Genomic DNA, 23,860 nt, shown 5'->3' with positions numbered 1-23,860 from the left:
AGCCACGCAACGCGTGGCTTTCGTTTTTCCGCAGCCGCCAATCAGCGGTGCGAGGTCAGGTTCGACGGCAAACTGGCCAGGTAAGCCGCGATGTCGGCCTTGTCCTTGTCCGACAGCGGCGCGGCCATGCCGCCCATGATCGGGTTGTTGCGGCCGAATGCTTTGCCGCCGCGCTGGTAGGCGGTCAGCGCGTGGTTCAGGTAGTCGGCGTGCTGGCCGGCCAGCTTGGGATAGCTCGGGTCGATCGGGCTCTTGAAGTCGGCGCCGTGGCACGAGGCGCAGTTGTACTTCTTGGCCAGCGCTTCGCCGTTGGCGGCGTCGGCCGCGTACACGTTCATCGAGATGGCGCCGAAGATCAGCGCGGTGATCAGTTTTTTCATGGCGCTGTCCTTATTTGCCGGGCTGTTGTTGGGAGTAGAACGCTGCGACGTCCGCAATGTCCTGGTCGGACAGGGCGGTGGCGATGCCGTTCATCGAAGGATGCTTGCGGTCCCCCTTTTTGTAAGCATGCAGGGCGGCTTCGATGTACTTGGCAGACTGCCCGCCGATCTTGGGCACGCTGTAGACCTCCGGGAAGCTGGATTTGTAGTCGGGAATGCCGTGGCAGCCGATGCAGTTTTCTACCTTGCCCTTTCCGGCGTTGGCGTTTCCGACGACATCAGCTCCGAAGGCGGCCTGGGCACAGCCAGCGAGCACGAGTACTGCTAAAAGTTTTTTCATGGTGGGCAATCGGTTAAGGGGGTGAATCGATACCGCAAACGTTAAAAAAGTTAGCATTTGTACTACCAGCGCCCGATTCTATCCGAAGACTTTGTTATCGTCTATAAACGGTGCAACATCGACAGCGATGGCCTCGGAACTGGCTTATACTCGAATAATTCATTCTTTTTTGTTGACGCGTATGCAAGCACCTCATCGCTTCGAAGGCACCGACAGCTACGTCGCAACCGACGACCTGAAGCTGGCCGTGAACGCCGCTCTCACATTGGCGCGACCGCTCCTGATCAAGGGCGAACCGGGCACCGGCAAGACCATGCTGGCCGAGGAGGTGGCGGCCGCGCTGAACCGCCCGCTGCTGCAATGGCACGTCAAGTCCACCACCAAGGCGCAGCAGGGCCTGTACGAGTACGACGCTGTGTCGCGCCTGCGCGACTCGCAGCTGGGCGACGAGCGCGTGCGTGACATTCATAACTACATCGTCAAGGGCGTGCTGTGGCAGGCTTTCGCGTCCGACGAGCCGGTGGTGCTGCTGATCGACGAGATCGACAAGGCCGACATCGAATTCCCCAACGACCTGCTGCGCGAGCTCGACCGGATGGAGTTCTACGTCTACGAGACGCGCCAGATGGTGGTGGCGAAGCACCGGCCGCTGGTCATCATCACCTCCAACAACGAGAAGGAACTGCCGGACGCCTTCCTGCGCCGCTGCTTCTTCCACTACATCAAATTCCCGGACAAGGAGACGATGGCCGACATCGTCAAGGTCCACTTCCCGCACCTGAAGCAGGACCTGCTGGCCGCAGCCCTGCAAAGCTTCTACGAGCTGCGCGACGTGCCGGGGCTGAAGAAGAAGCCGTCCACCTCCGAGCTGCTGGACTGGCTCAAGCTGCTGCTGGCCGAGGACATTCCCCCGGACGCCCTGCGCAGCCAGGACGCGAAGGCGATCGTGCCGCCGCTGGCCGGCGCGCTGCTCAAGAACGAGCAGGACGTGCACCTGTTCGAGCGGCTGGTGTACATGTCGAGGACCAACCGATGATCGAGGTGAAGCCGGTCACCCTGGAGTTCAACGGCGTGCGGCTGGAGCCGCTGGCGCCGCACCACGCCGACGGCCTGCGCGACGCCGCCGCGGACGGCGAGCTGTGGAACCTGCGCATCACCTCGGTGCCGGAGCCGCACAACGTCGAGCAGTACATCCGCGACGCGCTCGACATGCGCGACCGGCTGCCGTTCGCGGTCGTCGACGCCTCGACTGGCACGGTGATCGGCACCACCAGCTACCACGACATCGTGCCGCGCATCGACCGCGTGGAGATCGGCTGGACCTGGTACGCGAAAAGCCGCCAGCGCAGCCACGTGAACACGAGCTGCAAGCTGCTCCTGCTGTCGCACGCGTTCGACACGCTCGGCTGCGCGGTGGTGGGCCTGCGCACCGACATCTTCAACCACGCGTCGCAGCAGGCCATCGAGCGGCTGGGCGCGAAGAAGGACGGCGTGATCCGCCACCACCACCCACGCCGCGACGGCACGGTGCGCGACACGGTCATGTACAGCATCCTGCGCGGCGAATGGCCCGAGATCAAATCGCAGCTGCACTACAAGCTGGCGCAGCACGCCCGCGCTTGACCCCACCATGCTGATCGACTTCTTCTTCACGCTGCGCGACGCCAAGGTCCCGGTGACCATCCGGGAGTTCCTGACACTGCTGGACGCGCTGCAGAAGAACGTGATCGCGCCGTCGCTGGACGAGTTCTACTACCTCGCGCGCCTGACGCTGGTGAAGGACGAGGCCCACTTCGACAAGTTCGACCGCGCGTTCGGCGCCTACTTCAAAGGCATCGACGCGGTGTTCGACACCAAGGCCGACATTCCGCTCGACTGGCTCATCAAGAGGCTGCAGCGCGAGCTCACGCCGGAGCAAATCGCGCAGATCGAAAAGCTCGGCTACGACAAGCTGATGGAGCGCCTGAACCAGCTGCTCAAGGAGCAGAAGGAACGCCACGAAGGCGGCAGCAAATGGATCGGCACCGGCGGCACCTCGCCGTTCGGGAATGGCGGCGCCAACCCGGAAGGCATCCGCATCGGTGGCAAGGGCGGCAGGCGCAGCGCGGTCAAGGTGTGGGAGCAGCGCAGCTACCGTGACTATGACGGCGAGCGCGAACTGGGCATCCGCAACATCAAGGTGGCGCTGCGCCGCCTGCGCCGCTTTGCACGCCAGGGCGCGGCCGAGGAACTGGCGCTGGACGAGACGATCCGCGCGACCGCAAGCAACGCGGGCTACCTCGACATTCGCATGCAGCCCGAGCGCAAGAACCGCATCAAGGTGCTGATGCTGCTGGACGTGGGCGGCACGATGGACGACCACATCGAACGCACCGAAGAACTGTTTTCGGCCGCGCGCACCGAATTCAAGAACATGGAGTTCTACTACTTCCACAACTGCGTGTACGACTACCTGTGGAAGAACAACCGCCGCCGCCACGCCGAGCGCTTTCCAACCTGGGATGTGCTGCGCAAGTACCCGCCCGACACGCGCCTGATCTTCGTGGGCGACGCGACCATGAGCCCGTACGAGATCGTGCAGCCGGGTGGATCGGTGGAGTACAACAACGAGGAAGCCGGGGCCGAATGGCTGGCGCGCTTCTGCAATGCCTTCCCCAAGTTCGCGTGGCTCAATCCGGAACCCGAGAACCTTTGGCAGTACCGGCAGTCGATCGCGATCATCCGGCAGCTCGTGAACAACCGCATGTATCCGGTGACGATCGATGGGCTGGAGCGGGCAATGCGCACGTTGAGCAGGTAGGGTGGGCGGCTGTGCCGCCCACGCGTTCAAGCGGATCCTGTTACGTCGCGGCGCCATTTCAGCCGGTTGAACGCGTGGGCGGGAAACCCGCCCACCCTACGTCAATCGTGCGCGCCCCGCCCTCTTGTAGAATCGGCCAGAACCGACTTGCCAAGAGGACAAAGGATGCCCAGCCTGCTCTCGATCCTGACCAGCCTTGCGTGGCCGATCGCGATCACGATCGCGTGGCTGGTGGGCGAGTTCGGGCAGCGCTGGACCGGGCTGCCGCGCATCAGCTTCTATGGCCTGGCCGGCTTCGCGCTGGCCTCCACCCAGCTCGGCGTGCTGCCGGCGCCGGGCACCGACGACACCATGGCGCTGCTCGCGGACGTGGCCTTCGGCCTGATCCTGTTCGAACTGGGCTACCGCATCAACCTGCACTGGTTGCGCATCAATCCGTGGATCGGGGTGGCGGGGCTGGTGGAGGCGCTGGCCACGTTCGCCGCCGTGTACTTCGTGGCGGTGCGCTTCGGCACGGCGCAGCTCACGGCGCTGATGCTGGCCGCACTATCGATGGCCACCTCGCCCGCCACCGTGGTCCGCGTCATCAACGAACAGGCCAGTTCCGGCCAGGTGACTGAGCGCGCCCTGCACCTGTCGGCGCTCAACTGCGTGCTGGCCGTGTTCGCGTTCAACGCGGTGCTGGGGTTCTGGATCTTCCGCACCTCGGAAGACCTGGGCGACGCCATCTGGAGCAGCCTGGTGGTGCTGGCCGTGTCCGCGCTGGCCGGTGCGCTGCTGGGCGTGGCGGTGCCGGCCGTGCTGCGCGCGATCGGCAACGTGCGCCAGGACGCCACCGTCGCGTTCGCGCTGGCGGTGATCCTGCTGGTGGCAGTCACCTACACGGTGCGGCTGTCGCCGGTGGTGGCCACGCTTGCATTCGGTCTCGCCGCGCGGCACCGGCGCGTGGCCTTCAGCCAGGCGCAGCGCAATTTCGGCGCGTTGGGCGAGATCCTCACCGTGCTGCTGTTCGTGTTCGCCGCCTCCACGCTCGACTGGCGCAAGGTGGTCGCGGGCGCGGCGCTCGCGCTCACGCTGGTGGCGGCGCGGCTGGTCACCAAAACCGTTGGCGTGATGCTGTTCGCGCACCTGTCCGGGGTGTCGTGGCGCAAGGGCGCGCTCACGGGGCTGGCGCTGGCGCCGCTGTCGGTGTTCGTCATCATGCTGCTCGAGCATGCGCGCCACACCGGCCTGCGCGTGGTGGACGAGCTCCTGGCCATGGCCGCCGTGACCATGCTGCTCGAGGTGTTCGGCCCGATCATCATCCAGCGCGCCCTGGTGTGGGCGCGCGAGGCACCGGAGAAGAGCCATGCCCCTTGAACCATTCGCCTCGTCGCAGCCGCTCACCTTTGGCGTGGAGCTGGAACTGCAGCTGGTGAGCCTGTCCGACTTCAACCTGACGGCGGCCAGCCCCGACCTGCTGCACCTGCTGGAACGCAAACCGTTCCCCGGCAACGTCACGCCCGAGATCACCGAGAGCATGATCGAGATTAACTCGAGCGTGCACTCGCAGCACGCGCCGCTGCTGGCCCAATTGCAGGAGATCCGCGACACGCTGGTCACCGCCGGCGACACGCTCAACATCGGCATCTGCGGCGGCGGCACGCATCCGTTCCAGCACTGGTCGGAGCAGAAGATCTTCTCCAAGCCGCGCTTCCAGCACTTGTCCTCACTGTACGGCTACCTGGCCAAGCAGTTCACGGTGTTCGGCCAGCACGTGCACATCGGCTGCGCCAGCGGCGACGACGCGCTGTACCTGCTGCATGCGCTGTCGCGCTACATTCCGCACTTCATCGCGCTGTCAGCCTCGTCGCCCTTTGTGCAGGGGCACGACAGCCTGTTCGACTCGGCCCGGCTCAACTCCGTGTTCGCCTTTCCGATGAGCGGGCGCGCGCCGTTCGTGCTGCGCTGGGCGGAATTCGAGGACGTGTACTTCGCCAAGATGGAGCGCACCGGCATCATCAAGAGCATGAAGGACTTCTATTGGGACATCCGCCCCAAGCCCGAGTACGGCACCATCGAACTGCGCGTGTGCGACACGCCGCTCACGGTGGAGCGGGCGGCCGCGCTGGCCGGCTACCTGCAGGCGCTGTGCCGCCACCTGCTGTTGCGCGAGGACCCGCCCCCGCTCGAGGATGACTACCTCGTGTACAACTACAACCGCTTCCAGGCCTGCCGCTTTGGGCTGGACGGCACGGTCACGCATCCCAAGACCTACGAGACCATGTCGCTGCGCGAGGACATTCTGCACACGCTGCGGTTGATGGAACCGCACGCGGACGCGCTGGGCAGTTACGACGCGCTGCGCGAGCTGGCCGACGTTGCGCGTGCGAACAACGACGCCACTTACCTGCGCCAGCAGGTGGAAACGCAGGGCAGCGCAGAAGGCATGGTCAACGCGGCCATCCAGCGCTTTCGCATGGGCGACAGTTGACCGGCAGGGTGGGCAGCGAAACGGCCCACGCGTTCTACGCTAAGATCGCGGTATGAAAGACGGACCCAACATCACGACCATCGCCGCACTGATCGGCGACCACGCGCGCGCCGAAGTGCTGACCGTGCTCATGTCCGGCATGGCGCTGACCGCGACCGAGCTGGCCGATGCTGCCGGCGTGACCCGGCAGACCATCAGCGCTCACCTGAGCCGGCTGCACGACGCCGGGCTGCTGGCGATGGAAGCGCAGGGACGGCACCGCTACTTCCGGCTGGCCAGCGACGAGGTGGCGCAGCTGCTGGAGTCGCTGATGGGCGTGGCGTTCGGCGCCGGCGCGGTGCGCGTGCGCTCCAGCCCGCGCGAGCCGGCGCTGCGGCGCGCGCGCGTGTGCTACGACCACCTGGCCGGCGAGCTGGGCGTGATGGTGTACGACGCGCTGGCACGGCGCGGAGCGTTTGCGATCGATGGCGATGGGATCGGGCTCACCAGCCAGGGGCGTGCACTGGTCGGCGCGCTGGGCATCGACGCTGCTGCGATCAAGCCGGGGCGGCGGGCGCTGTGCCGCACTTGCCTGGACTGGAGCGAGCGGCGACATCACCTGGCCGGGGCGCTGGCGACGCAGATGCTGGCGCGGTTCGAAGAACTGGGGTGGGGAAAGCGAATGGATGGGTCGCGCGTGTTTGCGTTCACCGCATCCGGTGAAGCTGCCCTGCGCGACTGGCTGGCAGCTTAACCCCCCGCCCACTCCCCTTGCACGTCGTCCCGGCGAAGGCCGGGACCCATGCTGAGCCACCAGGCACGCGACGTATGGGTCCCGGCGTTCGCCGGGACGACAGCAGCTGTGGTCAAAACCGCGTTTCGCTCGCCGCGCGCAGGAACTCGTCGAGCACCGGCGTGCAGTCGAGCAGCTCGGTGCCCTTGGCCCGGTGGAACTCGGGATGCCACTGCAGCCCCACCACGAAGTCCGCCCGCTGGTAGCGGATCGCCTCCACCACCCCGTCCGGCTCGGACAATGCCTCCACCCGGATGTCGCGGCCCAGCTCCTTGACCGCCTGGTGGTGGATCGAGTTGACCACCGCGCACGGCACGCCCGGGAACATCTGCGCCAGCGAGGACCCCGGCGGGAACACGATCGAGTGCCGGTGCGCGTCGTAATCGTCGTTCACGTGCGCCTGCGCGTCCGGCAGGTTGGTCGCCACGTCCTGGTACAACGAACCGCCGAAGGCCACGTTGATGAGCTGGCACCCGCGGCAAATGCCAAGCACGGGCTTACCCGCGTCGATGAATTCATGCACCAGCTCCAGCTCGTACAGGTCGCGCGCGCGGTCGCCGCCCCATTCCGGCCGCGTGGGCGTTTCCGAATAGGTCATCGGCGAAACGTCGGCCCCGCCTTGCAGCACCAGGCCGTCCAGGTGGCGCGCGTAGTGGCGCAAGGTGATATTACTCGGGTGCAGCAGCCCGTTGGTGTTGACCGTCGGAATCATCAGCACCAGCACGTCGCGGGACATCACCCACTGCGCAATCGATTCCTCCAGGTATTGCAGGTTCTTGCTGCGCAGGCCGGTTGCGCCCGGCTCGGGGTGGAAGATGCGCGCGGAGACGCCGATGCGCAGTGTGCGGCGCATGAAGTCGCGGCTGAGCCGGTCGCGCAGGGCGCGCCAGCGCGCCGCCAGCACACGGCCGGCCAATGCGAACGGGGTGTCGCCGTGGCGCTGGTAGCGCGGCGGGCCCTCGGGCGAGCGCCGGTCCGGAATGCGCTTGGGGCCGGGACCGCCGGGCCGCGGCGGGCCCGCGTTGTCGCCGTGCGTGTCCTTGTCGTCAGCCATGCCCCACTATAGCTTGTGCACGCCTGCGCACGATTCGGAGGATGTAACAAATCCCGCATCGCTTGCGACAGCCTTCAACCGTCGTCCCGGCCTCCGCCGGGACGACGGTTTCTAGTGCTATCACGGCAGCGAGAGCAGCTTGTGCAGGGCCGCCACCAGGTGCCGGTCCGCCACCGGCTTGTCGAGCAGTCCGCGCACGCCCGCGTCACGCGCGCGCAGGCTGTCGTAGTGGAAGTTGCGGCTGACGAGGAAGATCACGGCCGTACGCGCCGCCCCACCCTGCGACTTGATCTGGCTGCACAGCGCATACGGATCGATGCCGGGCGTGGAGGTGTTGATCATCACGAGCGAGACCGGCGTCTCGTCGCACAGGCGCACCGCGGTCGGCGCGCTGTCGGTCCATTCGACCGGCTGCTTGCGCGCGCCCAGCACCTCGGCCACATGGTCGCGGAAGGCGCCGCCCTTGTCGATGATGAGCACGGCGCCGCTGGGCGGCGGCTGGCGCCGGCTGTAGAACGCATCGACCGGCTGGTCGGTTTCCAGGCGCGCGTGGCGCCGGCGGTCGGTGGACAGTGGCCGGGGCGGCGCGGCCAGCTGGCCGAGCGCCTGTTCGCGCCGGGTCATCAGCTGGGCCAGCACGCCGTGCAGGCGCGCGTCGTCCAGCGGGACGGACAGGCAGGGCCAGTGCAGCTGGTCCGGCACGCCACCCACCACCACCGCCGGCTGCAGCGGCCCGGGCCGCGCGGACTCGAGCCGCGCCAGCGCCAGCGGGTCCGCGCCGTTGGCCACAAACAGGTCCGGCTCTTGCAAACTCTCGTCCAAGAGGCAAAAATAGCCCGGCCCCGACGCCGGCGAGCGCGTCAACGCGGCTGCCAGCCGCGCGCCCTCATCCTGGGCGAACCCGATCAGGCGTACCGCAAACGGGGGTTTTGGTGCATGCATGGCATGGACCCGAACAAGCGTCCCAAAACGACCAATCTAGTCGCGATTGAGCAAAGTGACAAGGCCAGACTGGCCGCGACTCCTTATTTTCCTGACGACAAGCTAGAATGCGCAGGCATCCGTATAAATGAAGATCCAGCATGGCGACTAAAAAACCGGCAACCGACTACAGCGAATCATCCATCCGGGTCCTGAAGGGACTCGAACCGGTCAAGCAGCGGCCGGGCATGTACACCCGCACCGAGAACCCGCTGCACATCATCCAGGAAGTGATCGACAACGCCTCGGACGAGGCGCTGGGCGGCCACTGCAAGCACATCGCGGTGACGATCAATACCGACGGCTCGGTAACCGTGGACGACGACGGCCGCGGCATTCCGGTCGGCCTGCACCCGGAAGAGCACGTGCCGACCGTGGAGATCGTGTTCACGCGCCTGCACGCCGGTGGCAAATTCGACAAGGGCGCGGGCGGCGCGTACGCGTTCTCCGGCGGCCTGCACGGCGTGGGCGTGTCGGTCACCAACGCGCTGTCCACTCGCCTGAAGATCGAGGTGTGGCGCAAGGACGACGCCGGCAACGGCTACCACGAGATGGCGTTCGCGGACGGCGACGTGGTCGAGCCACTGGCTTCGCGCCCGGCCCCGCGCGACGGCAAGAAGTCCGGCACGCGCGTGACGGCCTGGCCGAACCCGAAGTATTTTGACTCGCCGAACATCCCCATGGCCGAGATGCAGCGCCTGCTGCGCTCGAAGGCCGTGCTGCTGCCGGGCGTGACCGTCACGCTCACCAACGCCAAGACCGGCGACACCCAGACCTGGCGCTACGACGAGGGCCTGCGCGGCTACCTGAACGAGGCGCTGGCCCAGGTGTCGAACGGCCAGCCGGTGATCCCTGTGTTCGAAGGCGCCCAGTTCGCGCCGCCCGGCGACGAAGGCTTTGCCGAAGGCGAAGGCGCGGCATGGGTGGTGGCCTGGACCGAGGAAGGCCAGGTGGTGCGCGAGTCGTACGTGAACCTGATCCCCACGCCTTCCGGCGGCACGCATGAATCGGGCTTGCGCGAGGGCCTGTTCGGCGCGGTGAAGAGCTTTGTCGAGCTGCACTCGCTGCTGCCCAAGGGCGTCAAGCTGCTGCCGGAGGACGTGTTCGCGCGCGTCTCGTTCGTGCTGTCGGCCAAGGTACTCGACCCGCAGTTCCAGGGCCAGACCAAGGAACGCCTGAACTCGCGCGACGCGGTGCGGCTGGTGTCCACCTTCACCAAGCCGTCGCTGGAGCTGTGGCTGAACGAGCATGTCGAGTACGGCAAGAAGCTGGCCGACCTCGTCATCAAGCAGGCGCAGTCGCGCATGCGCTCGGCGCAGAAGGTCGAGAAGAAGAAGTCGTCCGGCGTGGCCGTTTTGCCGGGCAAGCTGACCGATTGCGAATCGTCCGACATCACGCGCAACGAGCTGTTCCTGGTCGAGGGTGACTCGGCGGGCGGCTCGGCCAAGATGGGCCGCGACAAGGAATTCCAGGCGATCCTGCCGCTGCGCGGCAAGGTGCTCAACTCGTGGGAGACCGAGCGCGACCGCCTGTTTGCGAACAACGAGATCCACGACATCGCGGTGGCCATCGGCGTCGATCCGCACGGCGAGGGCGACAGCCCGGACCTCTCTAGCCTGCGCTATGGGAAGATCTGCATCCTGTCCGATGCGGACGTGGACGGCTCGCACATCCAGGTGCTGCTGCTCACGCTGTTCTTCAAGCACTTCCCGGCGCTGTTCAACCACGGCCACATCTGCATCGCGCGTCCGCCGCTGTACCGCGTGGACGTGCCGGCGCGCGGCAAGAAACCGATCCAGAAGCTGTACGCGCTGGACGATGGCGAACTGCTCGCGATCGAGGACAAGCTGAAGAAGGAAGGGCTGAAGGAAGGCTCGTGGGGGATCTCGCGCTTCAAGGGCCTGGGCGAGATGAATGCCGAGCAGCTGTGGGAAACCACCATGAACCCGGACACGCGGCGCTTGCTGCCGGTGGCGCTGGGCGACTTCGGCGTGGCCGAATCGGCCGCGCGCTTCAATATGCTGATGGGTAAAGGCGAAGCGGCCGCACGCCGCGCGTGGATCGAGGAGCACGGGAACGAGACGGAGGCGGATATCTGATTTTGTGCGCGGCCGTTCACGCCGTCCATGGGTCCCCGCCTGCGCGGGGACGACGTTCATGAGCTAGCTCTAAGACCGTCGTTCCCGCGCAGGCGGGAACCCATAGAACGCTGGCAAGACCGCATGCGCCAAGCAGAGTTAGCCCGAACACTGACCGAATACTGAATATGTCTATCCAAGCAAACCTCTTTGAACAGCAAAACGAACCGAACGACAACGGCGAAGCGCTGATCCTGTCCACGTTCGCCGAACGCGCCTACCTCGACTACGCGGTCTCGGTAGTCAAGGGCCGCGCCCTGCCGGACGTCTCGGACGGCCAGAAGCCGGTGCAGCGCCGCATCCTGTACGCGATGAACGAACTGGGCCTGGGCCCGACCGCCAAGCCGCGCAAATCGGCCGCCGTGGTCGGCGACGTGCTCGGCAAGCTGCACCCGCACGGCGACCAGTCGGTGTACGACGCGCTGGTGCGCATGGCGCAGGACTTTTCGCTGCGCTACCCGCTGATCGACGGCCAGGGTAACTTCGGCTCGCGCGACGGCGACGGCGCCGCGGCGATGCGCTACACCGAAGCGCGCCTGACCCCGATCTCGCGCCTGCTGCTGGACGAGATCGACATGGGCACGGTGGACTTCCAGCCCAACTACGACGGCTCGACCGAGGAACCGCGCACGCTGCCTGCACGCCTGCCGATGGTGCTGCTGAACGGCGCATCGGGCATCGCCGTGGGCCTGGCGACCGAGATCCCGTCGCACAACCTGCGCGAGGTGGCCGACGCCACCGTCGCCATGATCAAGAACCCGAAGATCACGCACGCCGAGCTGATGACCTACATCCCCGGCCCGGACTATCCGGGCGGCGGCCAGATCATCACGCCGGCGTCGCAGATCGCCGACATGTACACGAACGGCCGCGGCTCGCTCAAGGTGCGCGCGCGCTGGAAGATCGAAGAGCTGGCGCGCGGCCAGTGGCAGGCGGTGGTCACCGAACTGCCGCCTGGTACCTCGGCCCAGCGCGTGCTGGAAGAGATCGAAGAACTGACCAACCCCAAGGTCAAGCTCGGCAAGAAGACGCTCACGCCCGAGCAGCAGGCGCTCAAGCAGACCGTCCTGTCGGCGCTCGACACCGTGCGCGACGAAGCCGGCCGCGACGCGCCGGTGCGCCTGGTGTTCGAGCCGAAGTCGAAGAACCAGGACCAGGCCGAGTTCATGAACATCCTGCTGGCACACACGTCGCTGGAGACCTCGAGCCCGATCAACCTGGTGATGATCGGCGGCGACGGCCGCCCGCGCCAGAAGGGCCTGTCCGAGATTCTGCAGGAGTGGATCGACTACCGCTTCGTCACCGTGCGCCGCCGCACGGAGTTCAGGCTGGGCAAGGTCAACGACCGCATCCACATCCTGGAGGGCCGCGAGACGGTCCTGTTGAACATCGACGAGGTGATTCACATCATCCGCAATTCGGACGATCCGAAGGAGGCGCTGATGGCGCGCTTCCGCCTGACCGAGCGCCAGGCCGAGGACATCCTGGAAATCCGCCTGCGCCAATTGGCCCGGCTGGAAGCGATCAAGATCCAGCAGGAGCTGGCCGAGCTGCGCGGCGAAAAGGAAAAGCTGCAGGACATACTGGACAACCCGAACTCGATGAAACGCCTGATCATCAAGGAGATCGAGCAGGACGCCAAGCAGTTCGGCGACGCGCGCCGCACGCTGATCGAGGAAGCGCAGAAGGCGGTGGCCGAGCAGAAGGTGATCGACGAGCCGGTCACCGTCATCATCTCGGAAAAAGGCTGGGTGCGCGCGCGCACCGGCATCGGCCACGATCCGTCGCAGTTCACGTTCAAGGCCGGCGACTCGCTGTACGGCGCCTTCGAGTGCCGCACGGTGGACACGCTGCTGGGCTTTGGCGACAACGGCAAGGTGTATTCGGTGCCGGTGTCGGCGCTGCCGGGCGCGCGCGGCGACGGCGTGCCCATCTCGACCCTGGTCGACCTGTCGGGCGGCGTTCGCATCCTCCACTACTTCGCCGGCAAGGCCGATACGCGCCTGGTCATGGCGAGCTCGAACGGCTTTGGCTTTATCACCAAGGCTGGCGACATGGTCAGCCGCCTGAAAGGTGGTAAATCGTTTATCACGCTGGACGAAGGCGCGGTGCCGCTGTTCCCGCGCGTGGTGCAGGACAATGCCGGCGCGATCGCCTGCCTGTCCGAGAAGGGCCGCGTGCTGGTGTTCGGCATCGACGAGATGAAGACGCTGACCAACGGCGGCCGTGGCGTGATCCTGATGGAGCTGGAGCCGAAGGAGAAGCTGCTGGCCGTGCAGCCGATCAGCCCGCGCGGCGTGAACGTGCTGGGCACCTGGGCCGGCTCCAAGCCGCGCATCGTGGAGCTGTTCGGCAGCGTGCTCGAGCCGCACTTCGGCAAACGCGCGCGCAAGGGCAAGCCGCTGGTCCAGAAGATCAAGGCCCAGGACCTGGCGCCGCGCTACACCGAAGGCGACGTGGCGAAAGCGCAGTCCGAGTAACCCGCCCCGTAGGGTGGGCGGGTCCCCCGCCCACGCGTTCAACCGGCGTTTTCGAAGGCCGCGGTCATGCGGGCATTCGTTGAACGCGTGGGCAGCAAGCTGCCCACCCTACCAGTCGGCCGTGCGAACGCATGATGCCCACGCCGCCGGTCACGCACAACAAAAAAAATGGCGCCATCAGGCGCCCAATCTCCTACTTGGATCGGAGTACGGACCGGCAGCGTACGATCGGCTGTTCCTGTGTTGGCGACAAAGGCCAGCCGGGCGTTGCTGCCGCCCCGTGGTAAAGCTTACTTCGCGGCGCTCTTGTGCAGGTCGGCTGCAGCCTCGCCGCGCTTCTCTTCGGTCTTGGCGTGCGCCTTGGCCTTGTCGGCACTGGTCTCGGCCTTGACCTTGTTGAGCTTCTCGTCGGCCTTGATCATCTTCTTCTGCGCGTCGTAGTTGGCGTCGGCGATTTTCTTCTCCGCCTTCGCCTCTGCCTTGGCGCGGTCTTCCGGATCGGCCTTCGTCACCTTCTCGGTGGCGTCCGCCTGCTTCCTGGCGGCCTTTTCCTGTGCCTTGGCTTTCTTCTTCTCGGCCTTGGCGGCTGCCTTGTTCAGCTTCTTGTCGGCCTTGGCATCGGCCTTGACTTCCTTCTCCTCGGCCTTGGCCACGTCCTTGTCGGCGTCGGACTGGGCCTTGGCCATGTCGTGGCTGGTGGTCGTGGTGGTGGTCGTGGTGCTGGAGCTGGTCGCGCTGGTGGTGCCGGCGGTGCTGCCGGCCGCGCCCATTGCGCTGTTCTGGTTGACGGCGCCGCTGTTGGTGGCCGGGTCAACGGTGGTGGACTGGGTCGCCGGCGTGGTCGAGTTCAGCGGCGGCGTGGTGCGGGTCGGCTGGGTGGCCTGGGTGCCGGTCTGCGCATAAGCGGAGGCGGCAAGCAGGCCGCCGATCAGGGTAGCGAGCAATTTGTTCATCGTGTGTCCTCTTTCCGTTTCGATGGTTGGGCAAACGCCGGTCATTGCGCCGGTGTCGTAACTTTTTGTCATGCTGAGTTCCAGCATAGGACGCGGAAAAAGACAGGTCTGTTCGCCAGCTCACACAACCGAACCCGGCCGTGGAAGACGTCAACGATGGCCGGCGTACAGGTCGATGATGGCGGAGATGGCGTCCTGGCAGACGGGGCAGAAGCGCTCGCTGCGGTCGAACATGATGCATTGCATTGCCGGCCGGTAATAGCCGCTGGCTTCGTAGTTCGCGCCTTCGAATGCGCCCACCGCGCCGTGGTACTTCTGGCGCGCGAACAAGGCATTGGTGTGGGCCAGGTCTTCACGGAACAGGGCATCCATCTCGGACTCGGGCGCGTTTGCCGCCCGCAGCGCGGCGCGCTTTTTCTGATAGGCGCGCGAGTATTCCTCGTACTCGGCTTTGGGCCACGGCGTGGGAAGCGGCGTGCCCGCCTGCACGTGCTGGCGCCATTTGAGCCTGGCGGGGTCGCGCAGCGCGGTCACGTTTGGCTCCCACGGCTCGGGGCGCGCGCTGCTGGACTGGTACGCGACCGGCGAGGTGTAGTACTCGTCGGCCAGCCCGGCAAAGTGGTGCGCGAACTCGTGCACGAACAGGTAGTTGGCCCAGCTGTTGCCGGCGGCTGCGGTGCTGAACTGGCCAAAGATGCCGCCGCCGCCGTAGGTCTCGTTGTTGACCAGGATTTCGATGAACTCGTACGGCGCGTACTGGGCGATGTCGCGCAGCGCGCGGTTGTCCAGCGCCAGCACGTAGCGTTCGCTGCCGAACACGTCGTAGCGGGCGCCGAGCGGCGAGGCATGATAGGTCCCGGTCGATGGGCGCGACACGCCGGACTCCTGCGTGGGCACGGCCATTGCCCACACGTTGAAGTCGCTGGCACGCTCCTTGAACGGCGTGACGTCGAACAGGTGCTGCGACAGGCGCCTGGCGTCTGCTTCGAACTTGGCCATCTCGGCCTGCGTGTAGCCGTCGCCGAGGATCAGCAGGTCCACCTTGTGCGGCGATGGCCCGCTGACCTTGATCGGGATCGGCCTGGCCGGCGCCGGCGGCTGCTTGCGGATCACGTCCTGCGCATCCGCATCCACCTCCACGGTCCACGCCATCGAGAACGCATTGCGCTCGTCGCGCTTGAGGATGCGCACGCGCACCGGGCGGTCCGGCTTGGGAAAGCGCACCGATTCGTGGAACGCGCGGCTCATGCGGCCGGCTTCCTCGGTGGTGCGCCACTCTCCGAACACGGTGGAGAAGTCGCGCGAGTACAGCAGGTCGCCGGTCTTCGCGTCCGCCACCTCGACCCGGTTCTGGCCGCGGTTGGTGTCGTCGAACGGCTTGTTCATGTCGCCCGGCCACGGCAGCGGCTCGACCAGCACGCGTTCAAGGGCGTACTGGTCTGACAGCGCGTTGCCACTGTGGGTGTAGTCGACACGGATTATCGCGGGCTGCGTTTGCGCCTGCGCGAGCGATGCCGCCAGCGCCAGCGCGGCCAACAGGAAGCGATTCGTCGTGAGGAACACGGGGGCCGCCTTACTGGGCCGGGGCAAAGTCGCGCAGTTGCGCCACCGTCTTTGCGTCGAGCTGCATCAGCATTGCCACCACCAGCTCCACCATCTGATCGAAGTCCTGGCGAATGACCACGCCGTTGTGCGCGTGCGTGTACCGTACCGGCACCACCAGGTTGATGGTGGGCGTGCCGCCGTTACTGAGCTGCATTTCGGCCGAGTCGTCGCCGTAGCCTTGCACCAGGTCGGCCTGCAGCGGCAGCTTGTTTGCCGCTGCCGTCTTGCGCGTGAAGGCCACCAGTTTACGGTTGGGCAGCGTACTGGAGTCGTACAGGAACATGCCAGGCCCGGCGCCCAGCCTGGCCTGGGTTTCCTCCGGCTTTGAACCCGGCGTGTCACCACTGATGCCGCCTTCGATGGCGATGCCGATGTCGGGCTTGACCGTTTGCGTGGCCGTACGCGCACCGCGCAGGCCGATTTCCTCTTGCGTGGTGGCGACGTAAAACAGCTGGTTGGGGTGCGCCATGGTGGCCGTGCGGCGCATGGCTTCGATCAGCACGGCGCAGCCGATGCGGTCGTCCCACGCTTTGCCAACATAGTTTTTGCTGCCGTTCAGGACCATGAACGGCGCGTCGGGCACCACCGGGTCGCCCGGCGACAGGCCCATGTCAGCCGCTTCCTTCGCGTTTTTCGCCCCAACGTCGAGGAAAATCGCGTCACGCGGATAGACCTTGGTGCGCTCGTCGGCAGGCACGATGTGGATGTCACGAATGCCGGTCACCGCGCGCACAGGCCCCTTGGAACCGATGATGATCCAGCGTTGGCCGAGCAGGGCCTGGTCCAGCCAGCCGCCGAGCATCTGCATGGTAACGAAGCCATCCGACGTCACGCGCCGCACCATGCCGCCCAGTTCGTCCATGTGGGCGTCGATCATGATGCGCGGCCCGGTCTTGCCCTGCTGGGCGATGACGGAACCGAGCCCGTCGTAGCGGATCGGCTCGCTGGCGTAAGCCTTCATCTCGTTCACCATGATTGCACGTACCGCCTCTTCCGCGCCCGGGGGACCTGCCGCGTTCGACAGCTTCTCAAGCAGGAGTTCGACCCGGTCAGCCGCTTTTGCATCCATTGTTTGAACCGTTAGCGCCAGCACGGCGACGCAAGCCGATTGACCGATCAGGCGAAGAGCTTTCAGCACGAGTGAACTCCGAGGTGACAAAGTGCGATGAACCTCCCGGCACGGTGCCACCGGGACAGATCGTGGCAATATAGCACTAATGTTGCCTCGCCTCACGCGCCCGAGGGCGCGGGCTCACTTGTACTGGTACAACGGCCGCCGGATCAGGATGGGACGGATATCCAGGCGGACGTTATAGACGGAATACGCGTCGGTGGCGGACGACTGGTAGCCGACGCTGTCGCTGGTGCGGGAGAACTTGAACTCGAAGCCCAGGTCCGGCTGCACGCCGTGCGGGCTGCCGAGCGTGAGGCCGATCGCGTCCTGCTGGTCGCTGTCGATCAGCTTGGCCATCAGGTCCACCACGGTGCTGTTGCCGAGGATGTCCGCCGAGAACAGCGGCTCGCGGTAGTAGGGCTTGGCCGGATCGAGCTTGCCGTCGGCCTTGTCCGGCGACGGGGTGAAACTGCGGGTGGCGATGTTGAAGCGGTCGCCGTTGTCCAGGTAGCTCAGGCGCACATTGGCCACGTTGAACGGCCCGTCCTGCGCGCTGGCGCCCGCCAGGTCGATCAGGAGCGCGCCCTTGTAGCCGACCACTTCGACGTCGCGGTTGGGGCTCACCACCATGGCCGTGTTCTCGTCGATGCCCAGCCCGAGCTTGTAGCCCTTCTTGAGCATGGCCGGCAGCATGCGCGCAAAGCGCCCGCGCACCAGGAGGTGCTGGTCGACGAACACGTCGTCGCCGATGAAGCCCAGGCCCTGCGTGATCTCATGGCCGTCCGCCACGCCCAGCTTGAGCGTGGCCAGCACCGGCTTGGGAGCGCCGAACATGGTGCTGCTCATGATGGCAGCGCCGGCGCTGGAACCGGCGATCACGCCGCCGCGCCGGTACATGTCCCACAGCGCGTCCAGCACCAGCGTGTTGCTGCCGTCCGGGTGCTTGAGCGCGCGCGTGATGCGCTCCTGGTCACCGCCGGCGAAATAGGCGCCGCCTGCGCCGCGCACCGCCGCCGCGACCTCGGGGTCGTCCGCCATGGCTTTGTAGTCGACGCCCGCCAGCTTGACGGCGACTGGCACGAAGAAGGCGTCGGCGCCGTACTTGTCGAGCCGCTCGACATTGTTCATGCCGGTGGTCTCGGGGTAGGCCGAGGCGGAGGCGAAAACGGCGATGCGGGCGCCCTTGCCGCCGGCGAGCTGCACAATGCGCTCCCAGACGGCAGCGTTATCGGCCCGCAGGTTGCCGCCGATAATAACCAGCGAGCCCTTGATGGCCAAGGCTTCGGCAGCCTGGATGCCAGCGCCGCTCAACATGGACAGCGCTAACGCGACACGAACAGCGAATCGAAACATGCGACTCCCTCCTCCTGGCCGGACAATCGTAAGCCTGATTCCAGAAGGGTGTCGCCGTGTTGAGCGTGGTCAGGAGAGGTAAATATTCGGGAAATAGCGCTCCATCAGTGTCTCGGGCTTGGCGGGCGCGGTGAAGCCGAAACGGGTGTACAGCCCGTGCGCGTCGCTGGTGGCGAGCGTGAAGCGGCGCAGGCGCTGCAGGCTGGGATGATCGATGATCGCCTGCATCAGCCATTTTGAATAACCGCGGCCGCGGTATTCGGGCAGTACGAACAGGTCCACCAGGTTCGCGAAAGTGGCGTAATCGGTGATCACACGGGCAAACGCCACCTGGCGGCCATCGACAAAGCCGCCGAAACACAGCGAGTTCTCGATCGAGCGCTCGACGACATCTCGCGAGATGCCGATCGCCCAGGTAGATTGCTCGCTCAGGAAGCGGTAGATCATCGCGACGTCGAGCCGCGACCGGTCGGTGCTGATCTGGAAGTTGGAATCGTTGAGCATGTCATGCAATCCGGCTGAAAAGGCCATTCTAGCGCTGATTGGCGAAACACCAACGTCCTGTGCGAGCGCCAACCAGCGATGCCAAATCGTTACTGTTTTTTCAGGTAGCGCTCGGGCAGCTTGAGGTTCGCGTCCTCGCCGCGCCACAGCACGCTGACGATGTGCCAGCGCTTGCCGTCGTTGTACAGCTGAATGCTGTTGATCCCGCGCGCGAACGGCTGCGCGTCCGAACTGGCATGCTTGGACTGGTAGGTGGAGAACACCTGCGCCACCTGGCCGAACACTTCGGTCGTGCGCGCCACTTCGCTCTCGAAGAAGCCATTGGACGCAAAATGCGGGCTGTTGCGGGTGATGTAGTCGTCAACACTCATGGTGCGGATCACGAACGCCCCGTCCTTGGGCACCACCGCGCGCAGCGTGCCGTCGGCGGCGAACAGCGAACGCATGCGGTTCCAGTCGCGCTCCTTGCCGGCCGGGCCGGAGATCACGTCGTACAGTGCGGCGACGATGCCGTCGATGGACTCCACGTCCTTTGCCTGCGCCTGGACCGTCGGGGCGTTGGCCTGGGCCTGCTGCGCGAAGGCGCTGCCGGTGAACGGGCCAAGTGCGAGAACCGCCGCCAGGCCGAGCTGTGCGAATCGCTTCATGTTGTCTCCTGTTGTTATTTAATGAATTAATAGACTGCTAATTGCGGATTCTAACCGTCTTTTCAACCCGCCGCTTCCCCTGTCCCTGGCCCGGCGCAGTTTATAATCGTGTAAATCAAACCGGACCATTCCCCCATGACTGATCAATTTTCCAAGAAGGCCGAAGCCTGGTCGGCCCGCTTTTCCGAACCCGTGTCGGACCTCGTCAAACGCTATACCGCCTCCGTCTTCTTCGACAAGCGCCTGGCGCTGTTCGACATCGAAGGCTCGCTCGCGCATGCCGAAATGCTGGCCGCGCAGGGCATCATCAGCCAGCAGGACCGCGCCGAGATCGAGCGCGGCATGGCGCAGATCCGCGGCGAGATCGAGGCCGGCAGCTTTGAATGGCTGCTCGACCTGGAAGACGTGCACCTGAATATCGAGAAGCGCCTGACCGAGCTGGTGGGCGACGCCGGCAAGCGCCTGCACACGGGCCGTTCGCGCAACGACCAGGTGGCCACCGACATTCGCCTGTACATGCGCGCCGCCATCGACGACGTGCTGGGCATGCTGGCCGGGTTGCGCTCCGCGCTGGTTGACCTGGCCGAACGCCATGCCGACACCATTTTGCCGGGCTTTACCCACCTGCAGGTGGCCCAGCCGATCACTTTCGGCCACCACATGCTGGCCTACGTGGAGATGTTCGGCCGCGACGCCGAGCGCATGCAGGACGCGCGCCGCCGCGTGAACCGTCTGCCGCTGGGCGCCGCCGCCCTGGCCGGCACCACCTTCCCGATCGACCGCCTGCGCGTGGCCAAAACCCTCGGCTTCGAGGACGTGTGCCACAACTCGCTGGATGCCGTCTCGGACCGCGACTTCGCGATCGAATTCACGGCGGCTGCGTCGCTCATCATGATGCACATCTCGCGCATGTCGGAAGAGCTGATCCTGTGGATGAGCCCGCGCGTGGGCTTCATCGACATCGCCGACCGCTTCTGCACCGGCTCGTCGATCATGCCGCAGAAGAAAAACCCGGACGTGCCCGAGCTCGCGCGCGGCAAGACCGGCCGCGTGTACGGCCACCTGATGGGCCTGCTCACGCTCATGAAAGGCCAGCCGCTGGCGTACAACAAGGACAACCAGGAAGACAAGGAACCGCTGTTCGACACCGTGGACACGCTGATCGACACGCTGCGCATCTTCACCGACATGGCCGGCGGCATCACCGTCAAGCCGGAAGCAATGCGCGCGGCCGCGCTGCAGGGCTACGCCACCGCGACCGACCTGGCGGACTACCTGGTCAAGAAGGGCCTGCCGTTCCGCGACGCGCACGAGGCCGTGGCGCGCGCGGTGCGCGCGTGCGACATCGCCAAGTGCGACCTGTCCGAAATGCCGCTCGAGCGGCTGCGCGAGTTCTCGCCGTTGATCGAACAGGACGTGTATGCAGTGCTCACGCTGGAAGGTTCGGTGGCGGCGCGCGACCATGTGGGCGGCACGGCGCCGAACCAGGTGCGTTCGGCCATTGCCCGGGTGCGCAAGCAGCTGGAAGGCTGACACAGCGCCGGCGCGCAACAGGAAGAGAGGGCGAGCGATTCGCCCTCTTTTTTTGCCTGTGCGACGATCAGTACGGCGTGCCGTCCTTGTGGTGGTAGCCGTCGCGGCCCGGATGACAGACCATGTCGATGTCCGGGTACTCGGCACGGTCTTGCTGCGGGTTCCGAGTGCCCACTTCAAGGCAGATCGCGACCTGGTCGCTGCGGTTGACCAGGTGGTGGCCGTCGGGCACACCTGCGGGGAAGCCTGCACAGTCGCCTGCGCGCATGACCTGCTCGCCCTCGTCCGTGACCAGCACCACTTCGCCGGAAACGATATAAACGAATTCGTCCTCGTGCGAATGCCAGTGGCGCTGGGCGGACCAGCTGCCGGGCGAAAGCTGAAGCAGGTTGACGCCGAACTGGGTCAGGCCGGCGGCGTCGCCCAGGCGCTGGCGGATGCGCTCCTTCATCGGGCCGGCGAACTGCTCGGGGTAGTTGGTGCCCTTGCGTTGTTCGATGTTGCTCAGGTCGAGTTTTGGCATGCTTCCTCCGGTCTGCTTACAATTGTTGAACGCGTGGGCAGACGAGCTGCCCACCCTACCGTGATGCGTCGCGTAGGGTGGGCAGGTTCCTGCCCACACGTTGAGCTATTGGACGATCAGCCGCGCTTTTGCACCAGCGTGAGAATGTCGTAGCTGGCCACCAGCTCGTCGTTTTGGTTGGTCACCTGCACGTCCCATGCCACCACCCCCTGCCCGCGGCCCTGCTCGTCGGTGCGGTTGCGGTCCACCTTGCGCTTGCAGGTCAGGCGCGCGCGGATGGTGTCGCCAATGGCCACCGGCGCCACGAAGCGCAGGTTGTCCAGCCCATAGTTGGCCAGCACAGGCCCCGGTGCAGGCGAGACGAACAGGCCCGCCGCCGCCGACAGCACGAAGTAGCCGTGCGCGATGCGCTTGCCGAACTGCGTTTCCTTGGCCGCGATCTCGTCGAAATGCATGTAGAAGTAGTCGCCCGAGACACCGCCAAAGTTGACGATGTCCGCCTCGCTCACGGTGCGGCGGTGCGTGAGCAGCGAGTGGCCAATCTCCAGGTCCTCGAAGTAGCGGCGGAACGGGTGGATGTCGCTTTCCTTGACCGCGCCGCCGCGCACGTATTCACCCGTCACGGCCGTCAGCATCGTCGGCGATCCCTGCACCGCCGCGCGCTGCAGGAAGTGCTTGACGGCGCGGATGCCGCCCAGCTCCTCGCCACCGCCGGCGCGTCCCGGGCCGCCGTGCTTGAGCTGCGGCAGCGGCGAGCCGTGGCCGGTGGAATCGACAGATGCTTCGCGGTCGAGGATGTGCACACGGCCGTGCGAGGCCGCTGCGATGGGCACGGCATGCGCGGCAATCGCCGGGTCCCTGGTCACCAGCGTGGTCACCAGGCTGCCCTTGCCGCGTGCGGCCAGTTCCAGCGCCTCGTCGATGTCGGTGTAGGTCATCATGGTGCTCACCGGGCCAAAGGCTTCGATGTCGTGCACCGCGTCGTTGCTCATGGCGTTGCGGCACAGGAGCAGCGTGGGGCTGAAGAAGGCGCCGCTCTCGGCGCCCTCGCCCAGCGGCTTGAAGCCGTCGCGGCCTGAAAACAGCACCTCATTGCCGCGCGCGAGCTGCTCCACGCGCTCGGACACGTCGCGGTGCTGGTCGAGCGAGGCCAGCGCGCCCATGCGCACGCCTTCCATCTTCGGGTTGCCGACAACGACCTTGGCAAGACGCTCGCGCAGGCGCTGGCCAAGCGCCTCGGCGCGGTTTTCGGGCACGATGATGCGGCGGATCGCGGTGCACTTCTGGCCCGCCTTGCCGGTCATCTCGCGCACAACCTCTTTCACGAACAGGTCGAATTCGGGATCATCAGGCGTCACGTCCGGCGCCAGGATCGCAGCGTTGAGCGAATCCGCCTCGGCGGTGAACGGCACGGCCTGCGCTATCAGGTTGGGGTTGGCGCGCAGCTTGGCGGCGGTGTCGGCCGAACCGGTAAAGGTCACCGCATCGAACCCGGTCAGGCGGTCGAGCAGGTCGCCGGTGCCGCCGATGACGAGCTGAAGCGAGCCCTCTGGCAGCAGCTTCGATTCCATCATCATCTTGACCACCGCGTGCGTCAGGTAGCTGGTGGCGGTGGCGGGCTTGCCGATGCACGGCATGGCAGCCAGGAAGCTGGGCGCGAATTTTTCCAGCAGGCCCCAGATCGGGAAATTGAAGGCGTTGATGTGCACCGCCAGACCACCGCGCGGCACCAGGATGTGCGTTCCCGAAAAGCCGCCGCGCTTGCCCAGCGCCATGGCCGGGCCCTCGTGCAGCACGTTGGAGGACGGCAGCTCGCGGCTGCCCATGCTGGCGTAGGCGAACAGGGTGCCGATGCCGCCTTCCACGTCCACCCAGCTGTCCGGGCGGGTGGCGCCGGTCAGGTGCGAGATTTCGTACAGCTCTTCCTTGCGCTCCATGAGGTACAGCGCCAGCGCTTTCAGGCGCTGGGCGCGCTTCTGGAAGTCGAGCTTCATCAGCTCGGGGACGCCGGTCTTGCGCGCGTAGTGCACCGCTTCGGCGAAGTCGATTTTTTCGGCGTGCGTCTGGTAGATCGGCTTGTTGTCGAGCGCGCTGTGCAGCAGGGTGTGCGCTTCCTGGCCGAGCCAGCGGCCGCCGATGAAGCTTTGCAGGGTCGAGAGGTTGCCCATGTAATCGTCTCCTCAGGTGCCGTCGTTCCCGCGCAGGCGGGA

At 66.0% G+C, this 23,860-nt stretch carries 21 protein-coding genes; 9 read left to right on the top strand and 12 right to left on the bottom strand.

The window, feature by feature from the left end; translation table 11 throughout:
- Nucleotides 1-41 precede the first annotated feature (41 nt).
- Complete coding sequence (locus NX773_RS15005) at nt 42-380, bottom strand: c-type cytochrome (RefSeq protein ID WP_258857119.1); 339 nt, start codon at nt 378-380, stop codon at nt 42-44.
- Between the two features lie 10 nt (nt 381-390).
- A complete protein-coding gene (locus NX773_RS15000; RefSeq protein WP_258857118.1) occupies nt 391-720 on the bottom strand; it encodes a c-type cytochrome in 330 nt (109 codons plus the stop codon).
- Nucleotides 721-901: 181 nt separating this feature from the next.
- Between NX773_RS15000 and NX773_RS14995 the strand changes: the two genes are divergently transcribed.
- From NX773_RS14995 to NX773_RS14970, 6 genes are all read left to right on the top strand, one after another.
- Complete coding sequence (locus tag NX773_RS14995) at nt 902-1,756, top strand: AAA family ATPase (protein WP_258857117.1); 855 nt, start codon at nt 902-904, stop codon at nt 1,754-1,756.
- Nucleotides 1,753-2,343, top strand: coding sequence for a GNAT family N-acetyltransferase (locus NX773_RS14990; RefSeq protein WP_258857116.1), 591 nt, complete (start codon nt 1,753-1,755; stop codon nt 2,341-2,343). The genes NX773_RS14995 and NX773_RS14990 overlap by 4 nt, the downstream gene beginning before the upstream one ends.
- 7 nt (nt 2,344-2,350) lie before the next feature.
- Nucleotides 2,351-3,520: a vWA domain-containing protein gene (locus NX773_RS14985; RefSeq protein ID WP_258857115.1), complete on the top strand. Its 1,170-nt coding sequence runs from the start codon at nt 2,351-2,353 to the stop codon at nt 3,518-3,520.
- A gap of 165 nt (nt 3,521-3,685) precedes the next feature.
- Complete coding sequence (locus tag NX773_RS14980) at nt 3,686-4,879, top strand: cation:proton antiporter (RefSeq protein WP_258857114.1); 1,194 nt, start codon at nt 3,686-3,688, stop codon at nt 4,877-4,879.
- Nucleotides 4,869-5,993 carry a YbdK family carboxylate-amine ligase gene (locus NX773_RS14975; protein ID WP_258857113.1) on the top strand — a complete coding sequence of 375 codons (1,125 nt, stop codon included), beginning with the start codon at nt 4,869-4,871 and terminating at the stop codon, nt 5,991-5,993. Before NX773_RS14980 ends, NX773_RS14975 begins: the two co-directional genes overlap by 11 nt.
- A gap of 52 nt (nt 5,994-6,045) precedes the next feature.
- Nucleotides 6,046-6,726, top strand: coding sequence for an ArsR/SmtB family transcription factor (locus tag NX773_RS14970; RefSeq protein WP_258857112.1), 681 nt, complete (start codon nt 6,046-6,048; stop codon nt 6,724-6,726).
- A 112-nt stretch (nt 6,727-6,838) separates the two neighbouring features.
- Here NX773_RS14970 and NX773_RS14965 read toward each other — a convergent pair whose 3' ends face one another.
- On the bottom strand, nt 6,839-7,819 hold the full coding sequence (locus tag NX773_RS14965; RefSeq protein ID WP_258857111.1) for a gamma-glutamyl-gamma-aminobutyrate hydrolase family protein: 981 nt from the start codon (nt 7,817-7,819) through the stop codon (nt 6,839-6,841).
- A gap of 120 nt (nt 7,820-7,939) precedes the next feature.
- A complete protein-coding gene (locus NX773_RS14960) occupies nt 7,940-8,761 on the bottom strand; it encodes a response regulator (RefSeq protein ID WP_258857110.1) in 822 nt (273 codons plus the stop codon).
- A 140-nt stretch (nt 8,762-8,901) separates the two neighbouring features.
- Between NX773_RS14960 and NX773_RS14955 the strand changes: the two genes are divergently transcribed.
- Nucleotides 8,902-10,899, top strand: coding sequence for a DNA topoisomerase IV subunit B (locus NX773_RS14955; RefSeq protein WP_258857109.1), 1,998 nt, complete (start codon nt 8,902-8,904; stop codon nt 10,897-10,899).
- Between the two features lie 167 nt (nt 10,900-11,066).
- Nucleotides 11,067-13,418 (top strand): DNA topoisomerase IV subunit A, encoded by a 2,352-nt coding sequence (gene parC / locus NX773_RS14950; protein ID WP_258857108.1) that lies wholly within the window; start codon nt 11,067-11,069, stop codon nt 13,416-13,418.
- Between the two features lie 290 nt (nt 13,419-13,708).
- On the opposite strand, the gene NX773_RS14945 is transcribed toward parC, so the two are convergent.
- The 6 genes from NX773_RS14945 to NX773_RS14920 form a co-directional block, all read right to left on the bottom strand.
- Nucleotides 13,709-14,371: a hypothetical protein gene (locus tag NX773_RS14945; RefSeq protein WP_258857107.1), complete on the bottom strand. Its 663-nt coding sequence runs from the start codon at nt 14,369-14,371 to the stop codon at nt 13,709-13,711.
- Nucleotides 14,372-14,521: 150 nt separating this feature from the next.
- The gene (locus tag NX773_RS14940; RefSeq protein ID WP_258857106.1) at nt 14,522-15,934 is read right to left on the bottom strand and encodes an IgA Peptidase M64; all 1,413 of its coding nucleotides are present in this window, start codon (nt 15,932-15,934) and stop codon (nt 14,522-14,524) included.
- Between the two features lie 10 nt (nt 15,935-15,944).
- Nucleotides 15,945-17,045, bottom strand: a complete 1,101-nt coding sequence (locus NX773_RS14935; RefSeq protein ID WP_258857105.1) for a M42 family metallopeptidase — start codon at nt 17,043-17,045, stop codon at nt 15,945-15,947.
- 183 nt (nt 17,046-17,228) lie between these two features.
- Nucleotides 17,229-18,443, bottom strand: a complete 1,215-nt coding sequence (locus tag NX773_RS14930) for a cyanophycinase (protein WP_370662255.1) — start codon at nt 18,441-18,443, stop codon at nt 17,229-17,231.
- A gap of 69 nt (nt 18,444-18,512) precedes the next feature.
- Entirely contained in the window at nt 18,513-18,947 is a 435-nt protein-coding gene (locus NX773_RS14925; protein WP_258857104.1) for a GNAT family N-acetyltransferase, read from the bottom strand.
- A gap of 89 nt (nt 18,948-19,036) precedes the next feature.
- Nucleotides 19,037-19,594, bottom strand: coding sequence for a hypothetical protein (locus tag NX773_RS14920; RefSeq protein ID WP_258857103.1), 558 nt, complete (start codon nt 19,592-19,594; stop codon nt 19,037-19,039).
- A gap of 135 nt (nt 19,595-19,729) precedes the next feature.
- On the opposite strand from NX773_RS14920, the gene argH reads away from it, so the two are divergent.
- Entirely contained in the window at nt 19,730-21,127 is a 1,398-nt protein-coding gene (gene argH, locus NX773_RS14915; RefSeq protein ID WP_258857102.1) for an argininosuccinate lyase, read from the top strand.
- Between the two features lie 67 nt (nt 21,128-21,194).
- Here the strand turns inward: argH and NX773_RS14910 are convergent, their stop codons facing one another.
- Together NX773_RS14910 and paaZ are read right to left on the bottom strand one after the other, a co-directional pair.
- Nucleotides 21,195-21,650 (bottom strand): cupin domain-containing protein, encoded by a 456-nt coding sequence (locus tag NX773_RS14910; protein ID WP_258857101.1) that lies wholly within the window; start codon nt 21,648-21,650, stop codon nt 21,195-21,197.
- Between the two features lie 116 nt (nt 21,651-21,766).
- A complete protein-coding gene (paaZ, locus tag NX773_RS14905) occupies nt 21,767-23,818 on the bottom strand; it encodes a phenylacetic acid degradation bifunctional protein PaaZ (RefSeq protein WP_258857100.1) in 2,052 nt (683 codons plus the stop codon).
- Nucleotides 23,819-23,860: the final 42 nt, after the last annotated feature.

The organism is Massilia solisilvae, from assembly GCF_024753215.1.
Taxonomy (GTDB): domain Bacteria; phylum Pseudomonadota; class Gammaproteobacteria; order Burkholderiales; family Burkholderiaceae_D; genus Telluria; species Telluria solisilvae.
Note: the sequence above shows the minus strand (reverse complement) of the source record. Positions and strands in the feature narration are given on the sequence as shown.